This window comes from Primorskyibacter flagellatus, assembly GCF_900176485.1.
In the GTDB taxonomy this organism is placed as follows: domain Bacteria; phylum Pseudomonadota; class Alphaproteobacteria; order Rhodobacterales; family Rhodobacteraceae; genus Primorskyibacter; species Primorskyibacter flagellatus.
The window spans coordinates 19,516-41,317 of sequence record NZ_FWYD01000009.1 but is presented as its reverse complement, the minus strand read 5'-3'; the positions used below and the strand labels follow the sequence as shown (position 1 = coordinate 41,317).

The window sequence follows — 21,802 nt, the reverse complement described above, 5'->3', positions numbered from 1 at the left end:
CCAAAGACGGCCCGATCCACCTGCCGGGTGGCACAAAATTCACCGCCCGACGCGCCGGGATGGAAAAGAGGAACGGCCAGTCCCACCGCGGCCTTTGACCGGATTTGCCAATCGGCGTTGGCACTTGCGCCCTTGCGGGACACGGCCGCTGTGTCTAATCCCCCCGGATGGAAGTTGATACCCTGATCATAGGCGCAGGCGCGGCCGGTATGATGTGTGCAGCCCATGCCGGGGGCCGCACCCTGCTGGTCGATCACGCGAAAAAGCCGGGCGAGAAGATCCGCATCTCTGGTGGCGGGCGCTGCAACTTCACCAATCTGCATGCTGGCCCGGCCAATTTCCTGTCCGGCAATCCGCATTTCTGCAAGTCCGCCCTCAGCCGCTACACCCAGTGGGATTTCATCGCGCTGGTCGAAAAGCACGGCATCGCATGGCACGAAAAGACGCTTGGCCAGTTGTTTTGCGACGACAGTGCCAAACAGATCGTCGCGATGCTGACCCGAGAGGCCGCGGCAGCGGGTGCAGACCTGCACCTCGAAACCGGTGTCGACGCGATCGAGCGTGGCCCGGATGGCTTCACCGCAACCCTCACTCCTGCGCGTGGCAAGAAGCGCCGCGTCAGCGCCCGCAATGTCGTGCTCGCGACGGGCGGCAAGTCGATCCCGGCGATGGGTGCCACGGGCTTTGCCTATGATATTGCCCGCCAATTCGGCCTGCCCGTTACGGAGACACGCGCGGCTCTTGTCCCCTTCACCTTTCCTGAAAAGCGTTTCGCAGATCTGTCCGGCACCGCCTTGCCTGTCCGCGCCACCACCGGCGGCACGACCTTTGACGAGGCGATGCTGTTCACCCATCGCGGCCTATCCGGCCCGGCGATGTTGCAGGCCTCTTCCTACTGGCGCGAGGGTCAGCCTCTGGCGATTGATCTAAGCCCCGGCCTGTCACTCTTCGATCATCTGCGGGCCCGCAGGCAGGTTCATGGCGGACGCAACCTGACGACCGAGCTTTCCGCCGTCCTGCCCGCAAAACTGGTGCACCACCTCGCAGCTCCGCTTGCGCTGACCGGCAATCTGGCCGATCAGAATGACGCGCGGCTGGCCGAGATCTGCGACAGCCTGCACGCGTGGCAGCTGCTTCCCTCGGGCACCGAAGGCTACCGCACCGCCGAGGTGACGCTGGGCGGGATCGACACCGCCGCCCTGTCCTCGCGCACGATGGAGGCGCGCGATGTCCCCGGCCTGTATGTCATCGGCGAGGCTGTTGACGTCACCGGCTGGCTGGGCGGATACAATTTTCAATGGGCCTGGTCGTCTGGCTGGGCCGCAGGACAGGCGATTGCACAGACATCACGCACAACGTGAAATCGGCGCCGCTGCTTGGGATCGAGTTCCAAAACCTCTTGCACAGACCCCACGCTGCGGCGGAAGATGCGGATCCCGGCCCTCAAAAAGGCGCATTCATGCCGACCACCCTCACCGATGCTTTCGACGCCCTCGGCTATTCCGCGCGCAACGGTTTCCGCTTTGAACGAATGCCACGGATTCGTCAGCGCGCCTTGCTAAATGCCGGGTCAAGCGTGTCCGAGCCATTCACGGTGTGCCGCCTGCCAGCCGAAGGACGGGGAAATATGGGATTGTACCGAATTGACAGTGCCGAGGTTTCCGTCTTCCAGAAGGTCACCACCAACACCCGTGAGTTTCGTATTGCCAAGGTCTTGATGCAGCATCAGGACGCGCCCTGCCATCCGCGTATCCTGCTATGTGCCATGCGCGGCCCGATGCTGCACATCTTTCAGGAATTCATCGGTGAAGATCCGCGTCCGATCAGCCCGGAGGCTTACGCCGCGCTGGCCTGCGACTTCTCTGCCATGGCCACACGGGTGCTGGCCGATGCCGCGCCAACATCGCGTCTGGATTGGCTCGACAGTCTGACCAGCCGCAAATTTGTCAAAGACCTGGCCCACAGGACGGGCCGGGATGAAGGATCCGTCCGCGACGCCCTGAATGACATCATTGCCCAACCCCGCGCGGTGGTTCACAACGACCTGCACAGTTCGAACATCCGGCATCGCAAGGACGGCAGCTCGGTCGCGATTGACCTGGGCGGCGTTGGCTGGGCCCTGCAAGGCGCTGAATATTATCGCCTGCTACCCAAAACCCTGACCGATGACAGCGATCTGGACCGGTTCGAGCAAACCACCGCCTGCGCCGCTGAACGTCTCGGCCGCCCCGTTGGCACGATCCGACGCGCCGCGTTCCTGGCGGCAGCAGCCCGACATGCCCGGTTCGCCAAACTGCGCCGCGGCGATGCGGTGCGCGAAGACCAGGCGCTTGCCTGCGCCGCGCGGGCGCTCTGACGCAAGACTTCCTGACCGCGCAGCCGTGTCAGGTGCCCCCCGCCTGTTCCAGCACCCGGTGCACCTGTGCGGCAAAATCCTCACCGCGCTGCTCAAAATTGTCATATTGGTCAAAGCTCGCCGCCGCGGGTGCCAGAAGCACAACATCGCCGTCCTCCGCATCAGCCGATGCGCGGGCAACGGCAGTCGCCATGTCGCCGCAAACTTCAGTCTCCATGCCGCCAAGCTGCATTGCAAACGCCGCCGCCTCACGTCCGATCACATAGGCCTTGACCACCGATCCGGAGGCTGCCGCCAACGCCTCCAGCCCGCCTTCCTTCTGCAAACCGCCGCAGATCCAGCGCACCTTTCCAAAAGCCGCAAGCGCCTTGGCCGCGCTGTCGACATTGGTGGCCTTGCTGTCATTGACATAGCGGACCCCACCGGCCTCGGCGACGGTCTGGCTGCGATGCGGCAAGCCCTCGAACGCGTGGAACGCCGCCTCGATCACACGCGGCGCAATTCCGAATGTGCGCACCACTGCATAGGCCGCGCAGGCATTCTGATGGTTATGCGCGCCCGGCAGGCCCTGCACGCCCCGCAGGTCGATCGAGGCAATCTGCCGCCCCTTGCGCCATTCCGCCAGAAACTCCTTGCGCGCAAAGACATGCCAACCCGGCCCGGTCAGCTTCTGGCCTGATGAGACGCGGATCACCCGCGCATCCACCGCCGCCTCGGAAAGCTGATTGGCAAGAAACCGGCCCTCGGCCTCGTCCACGCCGATCACCGCACGCTCCGGGCCGCCTTCGGCAAACAGTCGGCGCTTGGCGGCAAAATAGCCCCCCAACCCGCCATGCCGATCCAGATGATCGGGCGAAAGATTGGTGAAAACCGCCACATCCGGCGTCAGCGCCCGCGCCAGTTCGGTCTGATACGACGACAGCTCCAGCACCACGATCCCACCATCGCCCGGCGGATCAATATCCAGCACCCCGCGCCCGATATTGCCCGCAAGCTGCACATCGCGACCGGCATGGCGCAATACATGATGGATCAGAGCCGAGGTGGTGGACTTGCCATTCGACCCGGTGACCGCGATCACCCGTGGCGTGGCACCGTGATCGTCCCAATCCTCGACGGCGAGTGAACGGAAAAACAACCCGATATCATTGTCGACAGGCACCCCCGCGTCCCAGGCGGCCGCCACCACCGGGTTGGGCACCGGATAAAGATGCGGGATGCCGGGCGAGACGATCAGCCGGGAAATGCCGCGAAACCCGTCGACATGGCCCAGATCGCGGCAGACGAACCCTTCGGCTTCGGCGATGCTGCGGGCCGCGGGATTGTCGTCCCAGCATACCGGCTCCGCCCCGCCCGCCCGCAGCGCGCGCGCCGCCGAAAGACCGGATCTGCCAAGACCCAGAATGGCAATCTCCTGCCCCTCGAAACCATTCACCGGAATCATCTGCCTATCCTTTTTCTACGATAGCCCTTTCCATACCCCGATGACGCGCCCCACACCATGACCGGCAATTACCGACACGCCGCTCCGGCCTTCTTCTTGGCAAAATACTCTCCGGGGGTGCGGGGGTGGAAAACCCCCGCTGGTGCCACCTGAAACAGGCAGCAAATCCGAGAGGTCTCAGCGCACCTTCAGCGTCGCAAGACCCAGCATCGCCAAAATCAGCGAAATGATCCAGAAGCGGATCACGATCTGCGGCTCCGACCAGCCCTTCTTTTCGTAATGGTGGTGGATCGGTGCCATCAGGAAAACCCGCTTGCCGGTGCGCTTGAAATACAGCACCTGGATGATCACGGACAGCGCCTCGACCACGAACAGCCCGCCGACAATCGCCAGCACGATCTCGTGCTTGGTGGCAACCGCGATGGCACCAAGCGCCCCGCCTAGCGCCAGCGATCCGGTATCGCCCATGAACACGGCCGCAGGCGGCGCGTTATACCAAAGGAAGCCCAAACCGCCGCCGATCAGGGCTGCGGAAAAGATCAGGATCTCACCCGTCCCCGGCACATAATGCACGTCCAGATATTCGGTAAAGTCGGTGCGTCCTACCGCATAGGCAATCACCCCCAGCGTGCCGCCCGCGATCATCACCGGCATGATCGCCAGCCCGTCCAGCCCGTCGGTCAGGTTGACCGCATTGGCCGATCCGACAATGACGATCACCGCGAAGGGCACAAACAAATAGCCCAGGTTGATCAGCGTGTCCTTGAACACCGGCAGCGCCAACTGGTTGGTCAGTTCCGCCGGATGGTATTGCGCGGCCCAGAACCCCGCCGCCGCCGCGATCAGAAGTCCCAGAAGCAACCGGACACGTCCGGGCACGCCGGCCACGTTCTGTTTGCTGACCTTGGCGTAATCGTCGGCAAAACCGATAAGGCCGAAAGACACCGTCACGAACAGCACCATCCAGATATAGGGATTGTCCAGCCGCGCCCAGATCAGGGTCGAGGTCAAAAGCGCACCCACAATAAGCAGCCCGCCCATCGTGGGCGTACCCGCCTTGAGGAAATGCCCCTCGGGGCCATCATCCCGGATCGGTTGGCCCTTGCCCTGACGCTTGCGCAGCACGTTGATCAAGGGCACGCCGAAGATGAACCCGAACAGCAGCGCCGTCAGAAAAGCCCCACCGGCCCGGAAGGTGATATAGCGGAACAGGTTGAAAAAGTCGCCGCCATCAGACAGGGCCGTCAGCCAGTAAAGCATCCGTTCAGTTCTCCGTGGTCTCACTGTGGGCTGGGCCTTGGCGCAATTTGCGCAAGCCGTCAACCACGCGCGCCAACCCCATGCTCAGCGACCCCTTCACCAGAACAACGTCTCCGGCGTCCAGATCGTGGCGCAGCCCCTTGGCCATCTCGGCGCTGGTCTCGGTCCAGCGGCCGCGCTTTTCCTGGGGCAGTGCCTCCCACAGGTGGTGCATCAACGGCCCTACGGCATGAACCCGGTCGATCCGGTCCATCGCCGCCAGATCGGCAATCGCCGCATGCAAGGCAGCCTCGTCGTCACCCAGTTCCTTCATATCGCCCAGAAAGGCAATCCGTCGCCCCTGCGCGACACGCCCCAGATCGTGACGCACAGAAGCCGCCGCCAGCACTTCCAGCGCCGCGCCGACCGATGCCGGATTGGCGTTATAGGCATCATCAATCATCTCGAACGCCATTTGCGTATCAACCGCGTCAAGCCTAATGACCTCGCGCGCGCCCCGCCCCTCGACAGGATGCCAGCGGCCCAGAGCCAACATGGCAAGGGCGCGGTCCAGATGCAGCGCACTGACCACCGCGATCACAGCCATCGCGTTCACCGCAAAATGCCGCCCCGGCACCGCAACCTTGTACAAAAGCGGCGTGCGCCAGGCGCGCCCATGCACCACCGTCGCCTGATCGCCGATCTGCACATTGCTCACGCGGTGATGACAGGCCGCGCTTTCGCCAAAGGTGATCACCCGCGCAGCACGCGCCTGCGCGGCCTCGATAAGGATCGCCGAGGTTGCCAGATCGCCGTTGACGATTCCCGTACCACCCGGTTCCAGCCCCTCGAAGATCGCGGCCTTTTCACGCGCAATGCCCTGCACATTCTCGAACGCTGCCAGATGCGCAGGTGCCACGATGGTCACCACGGCGACATGAGGCCTTGCCAGCCGCGCCAGCGGGCCGATCTCACCGGGGTGGTTCATGCCGATCTCGATCACCGCGAAATCGGTGTCTTTCGGCATCCGCGCCAATGTCAGCGGCACGCCCCAATGGTTGTTATAGCTCTTCTCGGCGGCATGGACCTTTCCCTGCCCGCCCAGAACCTTGCGCAGCATCTCCTTGGTGGAGGTCTTGCCGACAGAGCCGGTCACCGCAACGACCTGCGCGTCGGTCCGCGCGCGTGCTGCTCCGCCCAGCCGTTCCAAACCGGTCAACACGTCATCGACGATCAGCAACGGCGCGTCCGCAGGCACATCCTCGGGCACATGATCGACCAGTGCTGCGGCGGCACCGCCTTGCAACGCCTGAGCGACAAATTCATGCCCGTCGCGCGCGGCTTTCAGCGCCACGAACAGATCGCCCCGGACAATCGTGCGCGTGTCGATGGAAACGCCCGTCGCCGCCCAATCGCCGACAGCCCGCCCGCCGGTGGCCGCGGCCGCCTCGGCGGCGGTCCAAAGCGTCATGGCAACCTCCCGTCCAGTGCGGCCACGGCCACGCTGGCCTGTTCAACGTCATCGAAGGGGTAGACAATATCGCCCACAGTCTGGCCGCTTTCGTGCCCCTTGCCGCAGATCAGCAGCGCGTCACCGGGGCCAAGCGCGTCGACACCGCGCAGGATCGCCTCGGCACGGTCGCCCACCTCTGACGCATCGCCCGCGCCTTCCAGCACGGCGGCGCGGATCGCGGCGGGGTCTTCAGAGCGTGGATTGTCGTCGGTCACGATCACCAGATCGGCATGTTCCGCCGCCGCCTGCCCCATCAGCGGACGCTTGGCGCGGTCGCGGTCGCCGCCCGCGCCGATGATCGCCACCAGACGGCCCATCACATGCGGGCGCAGCGCCTGAATGGCGGTGGCAATCGCGTCGGGCGTATGGGCAAAATCGACAAACACCGCAGCGCCGTTTTCGCGCGTCGCGGCCAGTTGCATCCGGCCCCGGACGGTGCGCAATTGCGGCAGCGCGTCGAACACCTGTTCCGGCTCTGCCCCGCAGGCGATGACCAAACCGGCGGCCAGCAACACGTTTTCGCCCTGAAAGCCGCCGATCAGCGGCAGGCGCAATTGTCGGGCGACGCCCTCATGCACGACGCGGATTTCCTGTCCGGTGGCATCGAACCGCTGCGCGCTCAGGCAAATATCGGCCCCTTCGGCATCGCCGACGGTCAGGACATGCTGGCCGCGTGCGCTGGCAATCGCCGCCATGTCCACGCCGCGCGCGTCGTCGATATTGATCACGGCCACACCGTCATCGGGCAGCACACGGGCGAAAAGCCCTGCCTTGGCGTCGAAATATTCCTCGAAACTGGCGTGGTAATCCAGATGATCCTGACTGAAATTGGTGAACCCCGCCGCGCGCAGATGCACGCCATCAAGACGGCGCTGCGCCAGCCCGTGGCTGGACGCTTCCATCGCGGCATGGGTCACCCCCGCCATAGCGGCCTGCGACAAGACCCGGTGCAAGGTGATCGGTTCGGGTGTCGTATGCGCGAGTGGCGCGTCCCAGTCGCCTTCGACGCCCGTCGTGCCGACATTGACCGCGCTATGACCCAACTCCTGCCAGATGTGACGCACAAATGTGGCGACCGAGGTCTTGCCGTTGGTGCCGGTGATGGCCACCATCACCTCTGGCTGCGCGCCGAACCACAACGCGGCCGTATAGGCCAGCGCCTGCCGGGGATCTTCGGCAATCACCAGAGCGGCGTCTGACGCTTCCAATTCGTCTGCGGCAATCCTTGCGCCCTCGGCATCGGTCAGGACAGCGCCCGCGCCCATGCGCAGCGCATATTGGATGAACTCACCCCCATGCACCCGCGTGCCCGGCAAGGCCGCAAACAAATGGCCGTCGCGCACCTCGCGGCTGTCCACGGCCAGGCCCGTCACCCGAGCCTCGCGCCCCCCCCGCGCTGTCAGCCCCAGCTCGCTCAGCGTCTTTGCACCGTTCCCCATACGCGTCTTCCCGTCTTTGACCATTGCCCGCAGGTGCCACCGGCAGCCGCGCATGACAAGGGCAGGCGCTGCGTCAATTGGACGTCAGCGTTATACCAGCAAGCTGTCCCGGCTCAACCTCGGGTGCCATGCCCAGAAGCGGCGCGATCCGACCGATCATCTCGGCCGCGACGGGAACAGCGGTCCACCCGGCGGTGCGGCGCGGCTTGTCGCCAGAGTTCTCGGACGGCTCGTCCAGCGTCACCACCAGCACGTATTTCGGATCATGCGCGGGGAACATCGCGGCGAATGTCGCGATCACCTTGTCCTTGTAATAGCCGCCCCCGCGTTCCTTGGGCTTGTCAGCGGTGCCGGTCTTGCCCGCAACCGCATAGCCCGGAACCTCGCCGAAGCTGGCCGTGCCCTCGGTCACCACCTTGCGCAGCATGGCACGCGAGCGTGCGGAAACCTCGGGGCGCATGATCCGCGGACCAAGCTGCGAGCCGGACTGTTTCAGCAAGGTCGGCGTGATCTGATAGCCGCCATTTGCAATCGCGGCATAGCCCGCCGCCAGATGCAGAGGCGTCGCGGACAGCCCGTGACCGTAAGAAATCGTCATGGTGGACAATTCCGACCATTGCGGCGGCAGCAAAGGCTTGCCGCCTTTCGATTCCACCATTTCCAATCCGGTTGTCTTGAAGAACCCCAGCGCTTCAAGGAACTGCTTCTGACGCTCTACCCCGATCATCTGGGCAATCCGTGCGGTGCCGATATTCGACGACTTCACGATCACCTTGGTGACCGACAACTCTTTGCCGTAATTGTGAAAATCGCGGATTCGGTGCCGACCCCAACGCAGAGGACCACGGATGTCGATCATCGTTTCGGGACTAACGAGGCCCAGTTCCATCGCCTGTGCCGTCGCGAAGATCTTGAAGGTAGAGCCAAGCTCGTACACCCCCTGCACCGCGCGGTTGAACAGCGGGCTGTCGGACGGGTTGCCTTCGGTCGGGGGGCGCGGGCGGTCATTGGGGTCGAAATCCGGCAGGCTGGCAATGGCAATCACCTCGCCGGTATGCACATCCATCAGGACCGAGGCGGCACCCTTGGCATTCATCAGCTTCATGCCGCCGTACAGCACGCGCTCGGTCGCCGCTTGAACGGTCAAATCCAGCGACAGTTCCAGCGGTGCGCCTTCGCGGGCCGGATCACGCAGCACATCGTCAAAATATTTCTCAACCCCGGCAGTGCCGATCACCTCTGCCGAATGCACGCCTTCACGGCCAAATCCAGCGCCCCCCAGAACGTGGCTGGCGATGGACCCGTTGGGAAACAGCCGCATCTCGCGCGGGCCGAACAGCAAGCCCGGCTCGCCAATATCATGCACGGCCTGTTGTTGTTCGGGGCTGATCTTCTTTTTCACCCAGACGAATTTGCGCTTGCCCGAAAAATCCTTGATCAGGCGCTCTTCCTTAAGATCCGGAAAGATCCCGGCCAAAGCCTTGGCGGCGCGTTCCGGTTCAACCATCTGCTGCGGATGCGCATAGAGAGAGTGGGTTTCCATATTGGTCGCAAGAATGCGGCCACGACGGTCCACAATATCGGCGCGCTGCGCGATGATCGACGCGCCCGCGGCCTGTGCGCGTGGCTCGCTCGCCTCGGAGGCCGACAAGACGCCCATGCGGGCACCGATCACCGAAAATGCGCAGAAAAACATCACGCCCAGCACCAACAGCCGCCCCTCGGCGCGGGTGCGGGACCGGTCGCGCATCTGCTCGTGGCGGATGCGCAGGTTTTCGCGTTCAATGGCATCGGGGTTTTCGCCCCGGCTGCGGGCTTCGAGAATACGGGCGAGAGGGCGCAGCGCGGTCCGGTTCATTCGTCCTCTCCCGAGCTGGCCACCGTGATCGCCTGTTCGTCAATCACCGCGGCACGCTGCGGATAGGACACCTGATCGACGCGACCAAACTGATCCGGGCGCAGCGGCAAAAGCCCCAAGCTTTCAAAGTTGACCTCGGCCAGATCGCGCAGCCTGTCGGGACGGTTGAGATAGGCCCATTCGGCCTTCAGCACGGCCAGGCGCGCGCGCGCGGACCCGATCTTGTGTTGCAGGCGTTCGGCATTCGACAGCGCCTCCTGCGTCTTGTAATTCTCGTGATAGGCCCAGAAGGCCAACCCGATCACGGAAAGCGCGGTCAGCACAAAAAACAGGCTACGCATTATCTCGCTCCTTTCAGCAATGGCATGGCAATGGATTTGGCGTCGATCTCGCCCGCAGGTGCGTCCGTCCGCGTGGCCACCCGCAACAAGGCGCTGCGCGCACGCGGATTGACATCCAGCTCTTCGGGATCGGCGCCGATGGCCTTGCGGTTGGCAATCTTGAATTGCGGGTCCGGCGCTTCGACCTCGGGCGCGAAACGGTTGGCATTGCCCAGCGCCCCGCCGCGCGCCTGAAAGAAACGCTTGACCATGCGGTCCTCAATGGAATGAAAGCTGACAACCGCCAGCCAGCCGCCGGGCCTCAGCACCCGTTCCGCCGCCAGCAACCCCTGATACAGCGCGCCATATTCATCATTCACCGCAATCCGCAGCGCCTGAAAGCTGCGTGTGGCGGGATGCGACTGTCCCGGCTTCTGCCGTGGCAGGCAGCCCTCGATGATCCCGGCCAGTTGCAGCGTCCGGGTGATCGGCTCTTTTTCGCGTTCGCGGACAATCGCACGGGCTATGCGACGAGAGGCGCGCTCTTCGCCGTAAGTATACAGAATATCGGCCAGATCGACCTCTTCGGCACTGTTCACCAGATCGGCGGCGCTGTCGCCCGTGACCCCCATCCGCATATCCAGCGGCCCGTCGCGCATGAAGGAAAAGCCACGCTCGGCCAGATCCAGCTGCATCGAGGACACGCCCAGATCCAGCACCACGCCGTCGACGCCCTCGGCATGTTTATCCATATCGGCGAAATTCGCCTCGACCAGCCGCAGCTTGTCGCCGTATTCCGCCGCCCAGTCCCCGGCCATGTCAAAAACCATCGGGTCGCGGTCAATGCCGATGACCTGATCGGCACCAGCCTCCAACAGCCCGCGCGCATAGCCGCCCGCACCGAAGGTGCCGTCAATCCAGATGCCTTCTACAGGCGAAACCGCCCGCAGAAGCGGGCGCAGCAAGACCGGGATATGCGGGGCAGAAGGCGGGGCGGCGGGTGGCATCTTTTACGCGCCTCCTTCATCTTCCAGGAAACTCAGCGGATCGAAATCGTCGGGCAGCTCGTCCAGGAATTCTTCGGTCTTGGCCAGTTCTTCCCGCTCAAAGGTTTCGGGATTCCAGATCTGGAACGTATCGCCCGCGCCAATGAAAAACGCCTGCCCGTCAAGGCCGATCTTCTGGCGCAGCTTGGCAGGCAGGACCAGACGCCCGGTCTCGTCGACATTGGTGGGATGGGACTGGCCCTGGAAAAGCTGTTGCAGAATCCGGCGTTGCCGCGATCCGCGCGGCTTTGCGTCGATCTTGCTGTCCACCTCTTCGATGGCCTCGATCGTGTAGCATTCCAGAAATTTGCGGCGATGGTCGCCATAGACAATCACAAGCTCGGGGTTCAGCCCTTCGGTCCAGTTCGGGTCGCACTCTTCCAGCACACGACGAAAAGAGGCCGGGATGGACACCCTGCCTTTCGCATCTACCTTGAGTTGGCTTTCGCCTCTGAACCTGCGACCCACTGCCCTGCCGCTTCCTTCGATTGCCCCACCCGGTTTTCCCGGCCCCTAAACGCGAAAGGGCGGGCTGATCTGCTGCCACTGATCAACCCGCCACCCTCGTCCCGCTTTGTGCGGATATGTCCAGCTACACGCGCCATCTGGGGGGATGTCTGCTCGCTCGCGCGCCGGATCTTTGGTCACGATGAAAGGCGGAGCCTGTATGAAACCTGCCGTTCTTGTTTTTGTTGGGAGAATGTTTCGGGGTTCTTTGTGTGCCCCTTCGTCCCGTCCCTCATCGTGCTTACAGGGATACTATGGGAATTGATGGCGATCAATAGGAATTTATGGTCCTGAGCCACCGTATCTAGTTTTCCACACCCCTACAAAACAACATATCGTTGCCATCCTGCAAAACTGGACGCGATTTGTAGCGGATGGACAGAAACTACACACCAGATATAGCGCCCAAACCGCGCCGCGTTTTTCCCATGAGTTTGTCGATTTTTTCTCGACTGGTGACCGCTTTCACACAGCGCTGGCCCAGCCATCGCCACGAATCGTGGCTGCATCTGTCGCTTTTGCGCGGAATCCCCCTGTTGGCGGCATGAATTCCCATCCGTCCCATGCAATCCCGTCTGACAGCCTTCTTTCGCCCTTATAATTCCACTCTTGCCTTGAAAATGCCTGCGCAGTAGAGCGTTCGTATCTCGGTTCGGGCTGTCAAACGTCCGACGAAGAGGGAACGCGGTGCGGGGCATGCCCTTATTCCGCGGCTGCCCCCGCAACTGTGAGCGGCGAGCGCGGTCGGATGATGTCACTGTGGTGTGTGCGCACCCACGGGAAGGCCCGGCCAAGCGACGACCCGCAAGCCAGGAGACCTGCCGGGAAGATCACCCTATTCGGGCGCGGGGGGCGCCGGGATAACGGTTCTCCGTTGCGGTGACAGACCTTCACCGTTCGCGGAAGGGCACCCCTTTCCCGAGCCAGACATAAAGCGCCGGTGCCCGGATTGCGCCGCTTCGATCTGGAAAGGATCGTCCATGAAACAAACCCTCGCCCCGGCCTCCCTGCTGGCGATCGGCCTCGCCCTGCCCGCAATGGCGCAGGACTACACCATCCTCGACACGATCACCGTTTATGCCAACCAATCCAGCCTGCCGCTGTCGCGCACAGGCGCTTCCGTGGATGTCATCGACAAGGATGATATTGCCGACACGCCCAGCGCGTCGCTGTCTTCGATCATCTCCGGCACGGCTGGCGTCACCTTTACCCAGCCCGACGGGCCGGGCGGTCTTTCATATAGCGGTGCAAACTACGTCCGCCTGCGCGGGCTTGACCAGAAATACGCCCCGGTTCTGCTGAACGGCATCGACATTTCCGACCCATCCGCCACCCAGACCAGCTTTGACTGGAAGAATACGCTGCTCGGTGGCATCAGCCGGGTCGAGGTCGTCAAAGGCGCGCAATCGGCCTTATACGGGTCCGAGGCCGTGGCAGGCGTCATCGCCATCACCGCCGCCCAAGCCCCCGAAGAACCGGGCCGCGAAGGCTCTGTCGCGATCGAAGCCGGGTCTTACGGAACCGCGCGCGGCACGCTGAGCTACGGTATCGCGACCGACAATGCAGGGTTCGCGGTCACCGCCTCGCGGGTGCGCACCGACGGCATCAGCGCCTACTCCAATGACGATGAGGAAGACGGCTTTGCCGGCGGCCAATACACGTTCGACGCCTATTACCGCGTCACGCCGGATATCAAAGTTGGCCTGACTGGCTTCGCCTTCGATTCCGAGTTTGACTACGACCCCGGTGCCAGCACCGGCGACACGCAACAACGGGGCCTGCGCGCCTATGTCGAGGCCGATACCGGTGCCGTGCATCACGAATTCGACATGTCCCGCTTTACCGTGGATCGCGACACGCCGCTGTCCTTCATTCAGGCTTATGAAGGCGAACGCGACAAGGTCGGCTATAACGGAACCTGGACCGCGACCGACGCCCTGACCGTGTCCTTCGGGGCCGACTGGACCCGCGAAACCGCTGAAAGCTTCACCGATGACGAGGTTGTGGTGCGCGGCCTCTTTGGCGAGGTTCAATACGCGGCGACGCCCGATCTGGATCTGGCCCTGTCCGTTCGCCATGACGACAACCTGCAATTCGGCGGTTTCACCACCGGACGTGCCGCATTGAACTGGCGGCTGCGCGATGACCTTACCATCCGCTCGACGCTGGCCAACGGCTTCCGCGCCCCGTCCCTGAACGAGCTGTTCGGCGGCTTCGGCGCGAACCCGAACCTTGACCCGGAGAAAAGCCGCAGCTTCGATCTGGGGCTGGAAAAGACCTTTGCAAACGGCGCAGAGGTGACGGCGACGCTGTTCTATACCGAGATCGACGATCTCATCCAGTACACCACTGCCTATAATCAGGTTGAAGGCACATCCGTGTCCAAAGGGGTTGAGCTTTCGGGCCTCCTGCCGATTTCTGACCGGGTGACATTGACCGGCGCATTCACCTACACCGATGCGCGCGACTCCGACAACGATCCGCTTCAGCGTGTGCCGCGCTATGCGCTTGACCTTGGCGTTGCCGCGGACATCACCGACCGGATCAGCGCGTCGGCCAGCCTGCAACGTCGCGCTGACTTGCCCGCAACCTTCGGCACGGGTTTCACGCCCGAGGATGTGGCAAATTACACCGTGGTCAACGCGCAGCTGGGCTACGCCTTCGACAATGGCATTGATGCCTATGTCCGCGTCGAAAACCTGTTCGACCGCGAATACGAGCCAATTCCGGGCTACGAGACCTCCGGTCGTGCCGCCTATGTCGGGATCCGTGCGTCCTTCTAGGCTCATATCGTTTGTCGCCGCGCTGGTTCTTTCCGGCGCGGCGGCGCTCGCGGCCCCGCAGCGGGTCGTGTCTCTGAACGTCTGCACCGACCAGATGGCGATGCTGCTTTCCGGTCCCGGCCAATTGATGGCGGTCTCCAAGCTGGCGTCGGACCCGCGCACATCCGCGATGGCCGAACAGGCCGAGGGCTGGCCCGTCACCGATGGCAGCGCCGAGGATGTCTTTCTGCGCGCTCCCGATCTGGTGCTGGCGGGCACCTACACCACCCGCGCCACCGTCGAGATGCTGGAACGGCTGGGCGTGCGCGTGGAACGCTTCGCGCCTGCGAACTCGCTTGCGGATGTGCGCGACAACCTGGCGCGGATGGGGGCGTTGCTGGGACGCGAGGTCGCCGCCACCGCGCTGATCGCGGCTTTTGACGCCCGGCTGGCCGCCCTGACGGAAACCCCCGACACCACCCCGCGCGTTGTCATGTATCAGGCGCTTGGCACCACGACCGGCACTGACACGCTTGCAGGCGATGTGCTGCGCGCCGCGGGCTTTCGCAATATCGCCGCCGAGTTGGGCCTGCCTTTCGGGGGCCGCCTGCATCTGGAAGAACTGCTGCTGGCGCAACCCGATCTGATCCTGATCGGCGCACCCTATGGCGGCCATGCGCGCGCCACCGAATTGCTCGACCACCCCGCCCTTGCCGCCACCGGCGCGCTGCGGCGGATCGACGATGGCGCCAAATGGACCTGCGAGACACATTATATACTGGATGCCGTGGCGCAGATGCGCGCCCTGCGGCTGGATTGGGAGGCCGCGCAATGAGCCCCCGCATCCTCGCCGCCTTGCTCAGCCTGCTTGTGCTGGCGCTGTTCGCCGCCTCGATGTTTCTGGGTCACGCCGCGATTGGCCCGATGGATGCGCTGCGCGCGCTGGCCGGTCAGGGCGAAGAGCTGACCACGTTGATCCTGACGCAGATCCGCCTGCCGCGTGCGCTGCTGGCGGCGATGGTCGGTGCCTCGCTGGGCCTGTCGGGTGCTGCGATGCAGGGCTATCTGCGCAACCCGCTGGCCGAACCCGGACTGATCGGCGTGTCCGGGTCCGCCGCCCTGGGCGCAGTGATCGCGCTGCAAACCGGGCTGGCGGCGGGTTTTGCGCTGGTCTTGCCACTGATGGCCCTTGGCTTTGCCTTCGCTGCGGTCCTGCTGATCCTCGCCCTCGCCGGCCCGCGAGGATCGTCGCTGACGCTGATCCTGGCAGGCATCGCGATCTCGGCACTCGCAGGCGCGTTCACGGCACTGGTGCTGAACCTGTCGCCCAACCCCTATGCCGCGTCGGAAATCATGTTCTGGATGATGGGCTCCGTCGCTGACCGCTCGATGGCGCATGTGGCGCTGGCCGCACCCCTGATGTTGCTGGGCTGGGCCGCGCTGTTCACGCTGGGCCGGGGGCTGGACGCGCTGACACTGGGCGAGGATGCGGCGCAGGCGATGGGCATTCCGCTATCGCGCCTGCGCCTGACCCTTTTGGCGGGCACCGCCGCCGCCGTGGGGGCCGCAACGGCCGTGGCAGGCGCTGTCGGCTTTGTCGGCCTGATCGTGCCGCATATCCTGCGCCCGCTGACCGGCGCGCGCCCGTCAACGCTGCTCTGGGCCTCGGCGCTTGGCGGCGCGGCGATGGTGCTGGCCGCCGACCTTGCCGTACGGCTGATCCTGCCCGATCGCGACCTGAAGCTTGGCGTTGTCATGGCGCTGATCGGCGCGCCGCTCTTCCTGCATCTGATCTACAAGACGCGGAGGGAAATGGCATGACCCTGCTCACGCTTCGTGCCCTGACCGTCCGGCGCGGCGACCGTCCGGTGGTGAATCGCGTGTCCTTCTCGATCGGCCCCGGCGAATGCGTCGGCCTGATCGGCCCGAACGGTGCGGGCAAGACAACGCTGATGCGCGCCGCCCTTGGCCTGTTGGCACACCAAGGCCGCAGCAGCCTTGCCGAGATGCCCGCACGCGACCGTGCCGCCACCGCCGCATGGCTGCCCCAGAAGCGAGAGATCGCTTGGCCCGTCACGGTCGAGGCGCTGGTGGCCCTTGGTCGCCTGCCGCATCTACCACGCGGCACAAGGCTGCGCGACGCCGACCGAACCGCCGTCGAGGCCGCCTTGACCCGCATGGGGCTGACCGCCTTCAGGGACCGGCTGGCGACGGAACTGTCCGGTGGCGAGCAGGCGCGGGTTCTCATCGCCCGCGCGCTGGCGCAGGAAACGCCCCTGCTGATGGCGGACGAACCCTCTGCCGGGCTTGACCCGGCAGCTCAGATCGCCACGCTGCGGGTGTTCAGGCAGCTGACGCGCGAAGGTCGCGCGGTGCTGGCCTCACTCCACGACCTCAACCTCGCAGCGCGCTATTGCACACGGCTGATCTTGCTGGGCGACGGGCTGCTCGTGGCCGACGGCCCCCCCGCCGATGTGCTGACGGCCGAGAATATCGCCCGTGTCTTTCACCTCGAGGCGCGGATGATCAACACCGATCACGGGCCGCTCTTCCAACCGCTGGACGTCCTGCCATGACTGCCCCGAAGGAGCCACTGCGATGCTAGGCCAGATCACCCCCCTCCTGTCGCGCGGCGGTCCCGCGCTTTGGGTCATCGCGGCGCTGTCCGTGGTCACGCTGGCGCTGATCCTGTGGAAGCTGTGGCGCCTGTCGGTGCTGGGCGCATGGCGGCGCGCGCGGGTCGAGTCCGCCCTGACGCTCTGGTCTGACGGTCAGCGCGACGCCGCCCGCGACCACCTGTCCGGCCGCCCCGGCCTGCGCGCCCGCGTGGCCCATGCCGCGATGCGGGCGCTCACAGGCGGCGTGGCCCCCGACCCCGCCCGCGAGGAAACCGCCCGCGTCGCCCGCGCCGCCCTGATCGAGGCGCGCACCGGGCTGCGCGCATTGGAACTGATCGCCACCATCGCGCCGCTCCTTGGCCTGCTCGGCACGGTTCTGGGCATGATCGAGGCGTTTCAGGCCCTGCAAGACACTGGCAGCCGCGCCGATCCCGCAGCCCTGGCAGGCGGCATATGGGAGGCGCTGCTGACCACCGCCGCAGGCATGGCCGTGGCCATCCCCGCAGGCGTTGCCCTGTCATGGTTCGACAGCATCGCCGAACGCCTGTCCCATGATATGGAGGACGCCGCCACCCGCATCTTCACCACCGGACCGCGCACCTGATGTTGTCCCTCGCCGCCCCCCCACGCCGCCGCAAGCCCAGCCTGACACCGATGATCGACGTGGTGTTCCTGCTGCTGGTCTTCTTCATGCTTGCCGCGCGGTTTGGCGGCGAAAACGCGGTGCCGCTGGATGTGGGCGGCGCGGGTGACGGTTGGACCGGCCCGCCACGGCTGGTCGAGATCAATGCCACCGGCCTCAGCCTCAACGGCATTCCGGTGGCGCAGGGCGCGCTGACGGATGCCCTCGCCCCGCTGATGCCCACGCCCGATGCGCCGGTGATCCTGCGTGGCGGCGAGGGCGCATCGGTTCAGGACATGCTGGACCTGATGGACCTGCTGCGCGCCGCTGGTCTGACATCGCTGGTGGTGGCGAAATGAGCAGATCAGACCGCAAAGCCCTGCCATGACCCGCCTTCTGCCCCCCACCCCCCGGCGCGCGACGTGCGAACCGGTCGTGCCGATGATCAACGTAGTGTTCCTGCTGCTGATCTTCTTTCTGATGACCGCCAGCCTGACCCCGCCCGATCCGCTGCCCCTGACCTTGCCGCAAAGCGCCAGTGAAACGGCGGCAGAGCAAGGCAACACGCTCTACCTTGCCAGCGACGGCCGGATCGCCTTTGGCACGTTGCGCGGCGCAGAGGCCGAAACCGCTGCCGCATCGGGTGCGTCGGTACTGCTCCGGGCCGATCGCGACGCACCCGCGCAGGCGCTCGCCGCCTTGCTGACCCGCCTTACCCGGCTTGGCGTCCAGCAGGTTTCCGTCGTCACCGAGGCCGCGCCGTGACCCGGCCCGCCGCTTGCCGCTTCGGCCTTGACCGATGAGGGGCGTGCTGGAAACCGCGGCGGCGCTATCGCTGGCCACCGCACTGCACGCGGCGGGCTTTTTCTGGGTCGGCGACTACCTGTCGCCAGAGCAATCCGCCGCACCGCAGACGGGCGACCAAGGCAGTGACAGCGTGACGCTTGCCGCCCTGCCGCCCAGCATGGCCGGGATGCTGGACCGCTGGGATGCGCCGCCGGAAACCTCGACGCCCATGGACCTGCCCGACGCGCCGGCGGTCGACGCTGCACCGGAGACGCAACCGGCCCTGCCCGCGCCTGCCATGGCACCGCGCCCGGACGCGCCGTATGATCCTGCCGGGGACAAAGCTCCGGTGCTGGACACAAGATCGCCCGCCCCCGCGGCATTGGACAGCGACGCCCCGCCGGGGCTGCGCGCGCCAGCAGCGCCCGCAATTGGCCTGCCGGATCTGCCAGAAGCCGCGCCCCAGGCGCTGCCAAGACCGCCAGCCGCGCCGCGCCCGCCCGAACAACGCGACACCGCGGCCTTGCCACAAGTGGACAGCGCGGCACCCCCTCAACCCCGTGGCCATGCGCCCAGCGTGTCACAGCGTCCGCAAGCGCGCCCGGCCCGCGCCACGCCCCCGACAGAGTCGCAAAAGAGCACGACAAAAGAGTCCCCGCGCAGGCCCGCAAGCTCTGCGCCCCCGCAAGCACCCTCCGCCGGGCGCGCGGCGCAGACCGCCGCCGGTGCAGGCAAAACCGCGCCGCAACAGCAACGCGCCAGCACCGCACAGATTGCCAACGCCAAGGCCCGCTGGGATGCACAGGTCGGCCAGCGCATCGCTCGCGCCCAGCGCTATCCGCGCGGCACCCGCGCCAGCGGAACGGTTGTCGTGAAGATAAAGGTGACGCGGCAAGGCCGGGTCGTGGGTGCCAGCATCGCGCGCGGCTCCGGCGATGACACGCTGGATCAGGCGGCCTTGCGCGCGGTCAATCGCGCCCGCCTGCCCGCCGCCCCGTCAGAGCTGACGGATGCGGCGTATTTCTTCCAGATCCCGTTGGCCTTCCGCCGGTAGCGCCCGGATCAGCAGGCGGCATCCGATTCAGCGGACGGCACCCGGTTCGGCAGGTAGCGCCCGGTCAGGCGATCCCGTCTTTGACCAGACGGTCCGCCAGCTGCGCAAAGGCCTGCGCCACCGGCCCGTCGCCTGCTGCAATCGGCTTGCCCGCGTCGCCCGACAGGCGCGTGTCCAGATCGACGGGCAGCGATCCCAACAGGGGCACGCCCAGCTTTGCCGCCTCTGCCGCGACACCCCCCTGCCCGAACAGATGCGCCTCATGCCCGCAGGAGGGGCAGATATAGGTGGACATGTTCTCGATCATGCCGAGGATCGGCACCTTAAGCGTTTGGAACATATCGATGGCCTTGCGCGCATCCAGCAGCGCCACATCCTGCGGGGTGGAGACGATCAATGCCCCGGTCAGATCGGCCTTCTGGCCCAGCGTCAATTGCACATCCCCGGTGCCGGGGGGCAGATCGACGAGCAGCACGTCCAGTTCGCCCCATTGCACCTGAGTCATCATCTGCTGCATCGCGCCCATCAGCATCGGCCCGCGCCAGACAGCGGCCTTGCCTTCCTCCAGCATGAACCCGATGGACATCAGGGTGACGCCATGCGCGTGCAAGGGAATGATCGTCTTGCCGTCGGGCGAGGCCGGGCGCTTGTTGATCCCCATCATGCGCGGCTGGCTGGGTCCGTATATATCCGCGTCCAGCAGCCCCACGCGCCGACCCGAACGCGCCAGCGCCACGGCAAGGTTGGCCGAGACCGTGGATTTGCCCACACCGCCCTTGCCGGAACCGATGACAAGGATCCGATCCACGCCGGGAGGGTTCATCGGCTGTGATTGCGGCTTGGCATGACCGCCGAATTTCAGACTGGGCGGCGGCGTCTTTTCCGCCGGTCCATGCGCCGTCAGCGCAACACTGGCCGAGGTCACACCCTCGATCCGCGTCACAGCTTCCTCGGCCGCGCGGCGCAAAGGCTCCATGTGACGCGCGACTTCGGGGCTTGGGGCCTCGATGACAAACCGCACGGTGCCACCATCGACACTCAATGCGCGCACCATATCGCTCGAAAAAAGATCGCCGCCATCCGGCAAGGCGAGTCCTGCCAAAACCCGCTCTACTTCATCGCGAATTTCATTCATGCTCAATTCTCCATCATCGTTGCTGCCGAAGGTGGCAGCTTTGCGAGCGAACACAACCCTAACCCGACAACCACAAAAAAATCACAATATTTTATGACGTTACGTCAGCCTCCACTATGCAATTGCTGCATAGCAGCATTGACCATTGGGGTATTGTGCATCTGCAGCATACGCCTATCTTGGTGTCAACGAAACGAACAACAACACACGAAAATGAGCATCACAATGGCATACGCAACGCACACATCAAACACTCAAAGCGCATTCGCTGCACGCGTCGGCGACGCTCTGGACACCATCCGCACCCGGTTCGAACGCCGTCGCGTCTACAAGCGCACATTGACAGAGCTGCAATCGCTGTCGACCCGCGAACTCGAAGATCTGGGCTTGAACCGCAGCTCGCTGAACCGGATCGCCTACCAGGCCGCATACGAGGTCTGAACAAGTTTCAAGGATCGAAAGGCTTTTCCTCCTCCCTGAGCCTTTCGTAACTGGCGACGGTCTCCATCCTCCCGGAGATCGTCGTCCGGAATTCCGGGCCCAAACGGTCCGACACAGTTCGGAAGACGCCTCTCCTCCTCCCTGGCGTCAACCGTAACGAGAGCGGCGGCACTCCTCTCCTCCTCCCTGGAGTGTCGCTGCTCAACCGTATTCGGGCCCAGATGGCCCAGCACAGTTCGGAAGACGCCTCTCCTCCTCCCTGGCGTCAACCGTAACGAGAGCGGCGGCACTCCTCTCCTCCTCCCTGGAGTGTCGCTGCTCAACCGTATTCGGGCCCAGATGGCCCAGCATAGTTCGGAAGACGCCTCTCCTCCTCCCTGGCGTCAACCGTAACGAGAGCGGCGGCACTCCTCTCCTCCTCCCTGGAGTGTCGCTGCTCAACCGTATTCGGGCCCAGATGGCCCAGCATAGTTCGGAAGACGCCTCTCCTCCTCCCTGGCGTCAACCGTAACGAGAGCGGCGGCACTCCTCTCCTCCTCCCTGGAGTGTCGCTGCTCAACCGTATTCGGGCCCAGATGGCCCAGCATAGTTCGGAAGACGCCTCTCCTCCTCCCTGGCGTCAACCGTAACGAGAGCGGCGGCACTCCTCTCCTCCTCCCTGG

Annotated in this window: 20 protein-coding genes and 1 riboswitch; of the genes, 11 read left to right on the top strand and 9 right to left on the bottom strand. The window is 64.8% G+C overall.

All coding sequences use genetic code 11. The features are described 5' to 3' along the window. Window positions 1–167 precede the first annotated feature (167 nt). Complete coding sequence (locus tag B8991_RS12440) at window positions 168–1,361, top strand: BaiN/RdsA family NAD(P)/FAD-dependent oxidoreductase (RefSeq protein WP_084353319.1); 1,194 nt, start codon at window positions 168–170, stop codon at window positions 1,359–1,361. 98 nt (window positions 1,362–1,459) lie between these two features. Next, a complete protein-coding gene (locus B8991_RS12435; protein ID WP_143514592.1) occupies window positions 1,460–2,356 on the top strand; it encodes an aminoglycoside phosphotransferase/kinase family protein in 897 nt (298 codons plus the stop codon). Window positions 2,357–2,384: 28 nt separating this feature from the next. On the opposite strand, the gene murD is transcribed toward B8991_RS12435, so the two are convergent. The 8 genes from murD to mraZ all read right to left on the bottom strand — a co-directional run bounded on the left by murD (window position 2,385) and on the right by mraZ (window position 11,683). Next, complete coding sequence (gene murD, locus B8991_RS12430; RefSeq protein WP_084353317.1) at window positions 2,385–3,800, bottom strand: UDP-N-acetylmuramoyl-L-alanine--D-glutamate ligase; 1,416 nt, start codon at window positions 3,798–3,800, stop codon at window positions 2,385–2,387. A gap of 177 nt (window positions 3,801–3,977) precedes the next feature. Beyond that, the gene (gene mraY / locus B8991_RS12425; RefSeq protein ID WP_084353316.1) at window positions 3,978–5,060 is read right to left on the bottom strand and encodes a phospho-N-acetylmuramoyl-pentapeptide-transferase; all 1,083 of its coding nucleotides are present in this window, start codon (window positions 5,058–5,060) and stop codon (window positions 3,978–3,980) included. 4 nt (window positions 5,061–5,064) lie between these two features. Further along, on the bottom strand, window positions 5,065–6,510 hold the full coding sequence (locus tag B8991_RS12420; RefSeq protein WP_084353315.1) for a UDP-N-acetylmuramoyl-tripeptide--D-alanyl-D-alanine ligase: 1,446 nt from the start codon (window positions 6,508–6,510) through the stop codon (window positions 5,065–5,067). Next, a complete protein-coding gene (locus B8991_RS12415; protein ID WP_084353314.1) occupies window positions 6,507–7,991 on the bottom strand; it encodes a UDP-N-acetylmuramoyl-L-alanyl-D-glutamate--2,6-diaminopimelate ligase in 1,485 nt (494 codons plus the stop codon). The genes B8991_RS12420 and B8991_RS12415 overlap by 4 nt, the downstream gene beginning before the upstream one ends. Window positions 7,992–8,064: 73 nt before the next feature. Beyond that, a complete protein-coding gene (locus B8991_RS12410) occupies window positions 8,065–9,849 on the bottom strand; it encodes a peptidoglycan D,D-transpeptidase FtsI family protein (protein WP_084353313.1) in 1,785 nt (594 codons plus the stop codon). Then, window positions 9,846–10,190: a cell division protein FtsL gene (gene ftsL, locus B8991_RS12405; RefSeq protein ID WP_179141487.1), complete on the bottom strand. Its 345-nt coding sequence runs from the start codon at window positions 10,188–10,190 to the stop codon at window positions 9,846–9,848. Before ftsL ends, B8991_RS12410 begins: the two co-directional genes overlap by 4 nt. Continuing rightward, window positions 10,190–11,176, bottom strand: coding sequence for a 16S rRNA (cytosine(1402)-N(4))-methyltransferase RsmH (gene rsmH, locus B8991_RS12400; RefSeq protein ID WP_084353311.1), 987 nt, complete (start codon window positions 11,174–11,176; stop codon window positions 10,190–10,192). Before rsmH ends, ftsL begins: the two co-directional genes overlap by 1 nt. A gap of 3 nt (window positions 11,177–11,179) precedes the next feature. Beyond that, window positions 11,180–11,683, bottom strand: coding sequence for a division/cell wall cluster transcriptional repressor MraZ (gene mraZ / locus B8991_RS12395; RefSeq protein WP_084353310.1), 504 nt, complete (start codon window positions 11,681–11,683; stop codon window positions 11,180–11,182). A gap of 670 nt (window positions 11,684–12,353) precedes the next feature. Beyond that, a riboswitch (cobalamin riboswitch) is annotated at window positions 12,354–12,562 on the top strand. Between the two features lie 140 nt (window positions 12,563–12,702). Between mraZ and B8991_RS12390 the strand changes: the two genes are divergently transcribed. From B8991_RS12390 to tolA, 8 genes are read left to right on the top strand one after another with little or no spacing between them, the layout of a single operon-like run. After that, entirely contained in the window at window positions 12,703–14,505 is a 1,803-nt protein-coding gene (locus B8991_RS12390) for a TonB-dependent receptor plug domain-containing protein (RefSeq protein WP_084353309.1), read from the top strand. Beyond that, window positions 14,492–15,319, top strand: coding sequence for an ABC transporter substrate-binding protein (locus tag B8991_RS12385; protein WP_235866619.1), 828 nt, complete (start codon window positions 14,492–14,494; stop codon window positions 15,317–15,319). Before B8991_RS12390 ends, B8991_RS12385 begins: the two co-directional genes overlap by 14 nt. Continuing rightward, window positions 15,316–16,305, top strand: a complete 990-nt coding sequence (locus B8991_RS12380) for a FecCD family ABC transporter permease (protein WP_084353307.1) — start codon at window positions 15,316–15,318, stop codon at window positions 16,303–16,305. The genes B8991_RS12385 and B8991_RS12380 overlap by 4 nt, the downstream gene beginning before the upstream one ends. After that, a complete protein-coding gene (locus tag B8991_RS12375) occupies window positions 16,302–17,060 on the top strand; it encodes an ABC transporter ATP-binding protein (protein WP_084353306.1) in 759 nt (252 codons plus the stop codon). Before B8991_RS12380 ends, B8991_RS12375 begins: the two co-directional genes overlap by 4 nt. A gap of 22 nt (window positions 17,061–17,082) precedes the next feature. Continuing rightward, window positions 17,083–17,706 carry a MotA/TolQ/ExbB proton channel family protein gene (locus B8991_RS12370; RefSeq protein ID WP_084353305.1) on the top strand — a complete coding sequence of 208 codons (624 nt, stop codon included), beginning with the start codon at window positions 17,083–17,085 and terminating at the stop codon, window positions 17,704–17,706. Next, complete coding sequence (locus B8991_RS12365; protein WP_084353304.1) at window positions 17,706–18,083, top strand: ExbD/TolR family protein; 378 nt, start codon at window positions 17,706–17,708, stop codon at window positions 18,081–18,083. The genes B8991_RS12370 and B8991_RS12365 overlap by 1 nt, the downstream gene beginning before the upstream one ends. Before the next feature lie 25 nt (window positions 18,084–18,108). Then, window positions 18,109–18,489 (top strand): ExbD/TolR family protein, encoded by a 381-nt coding sequence (locus tag B8991_RS12360; RefSeq protein ID WP_084353303.1) that lies wholly within the window; start codon window positions 18,109–18,111, stop codon window positions 18,487–18,489. A gap of 34 nt (window positions 18,490–18,523) precedes the next feature. Beyond that, window positions 18,524–19,564 carry a cell envelope integrity protein TolA gene (gene tolA / locus B8991_RS12355; RefSeq protein ID WP_084353302.1) on the top strand — a complete coding sequence of 347 codons (1,041 nt, stop codon included), beginning with the start codon at window positions 18,524–18,526 and terminating at the stop codon, window positions 19,562–19,564. A gap of 64 nt (window positions 19,565–19,628) precedes the next feature. Here the strand turns inward: tolA and B8991_RS12350 are convergent, their stop codons facing one another. Continuing rightward, window positions 19,629–20,699, bottom strand: a complete 1,071-nt coding sequence (locus B8991_RS12350) for an Mrp/NBP35 family ATP-binding protein (protein WP_084353301.1) — start codon at window positions 20,697–20,699, stop codon at window positions 19,629–19,631. Between the two features lie 225 nt (window positions 20,700–20,924). On the opposite strand from B8991_RS12350, the gene B8991_RS12345 reads away from it, so the two are divergent. Next, a complete protein-coding gene (locus B8991_RS12345; protein ID WP_084353300.1) occupies window positions 20,925–21,140 on the top strand; it encodes a DUF1127 domain-containing protein in 216 nt (71 codons plus the stop codon). Window positions 21,141–21,802: the final 662 nt, after the last annotated feature.

Bases quoted from the DNA above. Each gene is read 5' to 3' on its own strand.
- B8991_RS12440 (WP_084353319.1), top strand. From the start codon at position 168: ATGGAAGTTGATACCCTGATCATAGGCGCAGGCGCGGCCGGTATGATG.
- B8991_RS12435 (WP_143514592.1), top strand. From the start codon at position 1,460: ATGCCGACCACCCTCACCGATGCTTTCGACGCCCTCGGCTATTCCGCG.
- murD (WP_084353317.1), bottom strand. From the start codon at position 3,800: ATGATTCCGGTGAATGGTTTCGAGGGGCAGGAGATTGCCATTCTGGGT.
- mraY (WP_084353316.1), bottom strand. From the start codon at position 5,060: ATGCTTTACTGGCTGACGGCCCTGTCTGATGGCGGCGACTTTTTCAAC.
- B8991_RS12420 (WP_084353315.1), bottom strand. From the start codon at position 6,510: ATGACGCTTTGGACCGCCGCCGAGGCGGCCGCGGCCACCGGCGGGCGG.
- B8991_RS12415 (WP_084353314.1), bottom strand. From the start codon at position 7,991: ATGGGGAACGGTGCAAAGACGCTGAGCGAGCTGGGGCTGACAGCGCGG.
- B8991_RS12410 (WP_084353313.1), bottom strand. From the start codon at position 9,849: ATGAACCGGACCGCGCTGCGCCCTCTCGCCCGTATTCTCGAAGCCCGC.
- ftsL (WP_179141487.1), bottom strand. From the start codon at position 10,190: ATGCGTAGCCTGTTTTTTGTGCTGACCGCGCTTTCCGTGATCGGGTTG.
- rsmH (WP_084353311.1), bottom strand. From the start codon at position 11,176: ATGCCACCCGCCGCCCCGCCTTCTGCCCCGCATATCCCGGTCTTGCTG.
- B8991_RS12390 (WP_084353309.1), top strand. From the start codon at position 12,703: ATGAAACAAACCCTCGCCCCGGCCTCCCTGCTGGCGATCGGCCTCGCC.
- B8991_RS12380 (WP_084353307.1), top strand. From the start codon at position 15,316: ATGAGCCCCCGCATCCTCGCCGCCTTGCTCAGCCTGCTTGTGCTGGCG.
- B8991_RS12375 (WP_084353306.1), top strand. From the start codon at position 16,302: ATGACCCTGCTCACGCTTCGTGCCCTGACCGTCCGGCGCGGCGACCGT.
- B8991_RS12370 (WP_084353305.1), top strand. From the start codon at position 17,083: ATGCTAGGCCAGATCACCCCCCTCCTGTCGCGCGGCGGTCCCGCGCTT.
- B8991_RS12365 (WP_084353304.1), top strand. From the start codon at position 17,706: ATGTTGTCCCTCGCCGCCCCCCCACGCCGCCGCAAGCCCAGCCTGACA.
- B8991_RS12360 (WP_084353303.1), top strand. From the start codon at position 18,109: ATGACCCGCCTTCTGCCCCCCACCCCCCGGCGCGCGACGTGCGAACCG.
- tolA (WP_084353302.1), top strand. From the start codon at position 18,524: ATGAGGGGCGTGCTGGAAACCGCGGCGGCGCTATCGCTGGCCACCGCA.
- B8991_RS12350 (WP_084353301.1), bottom strand. From the start codon at position 20,699: ATGAATGAAATTCGCGATGAAGTAGAGCGGGTTTTGGCAGGACTCGCC.
- B8991_RS12345 (WP_084353300.1), top strand. From the start codon at position 20,925: ATGGCATACGCAACGCACACATCAAACACTCAAAGCGCATTCGCTGCA.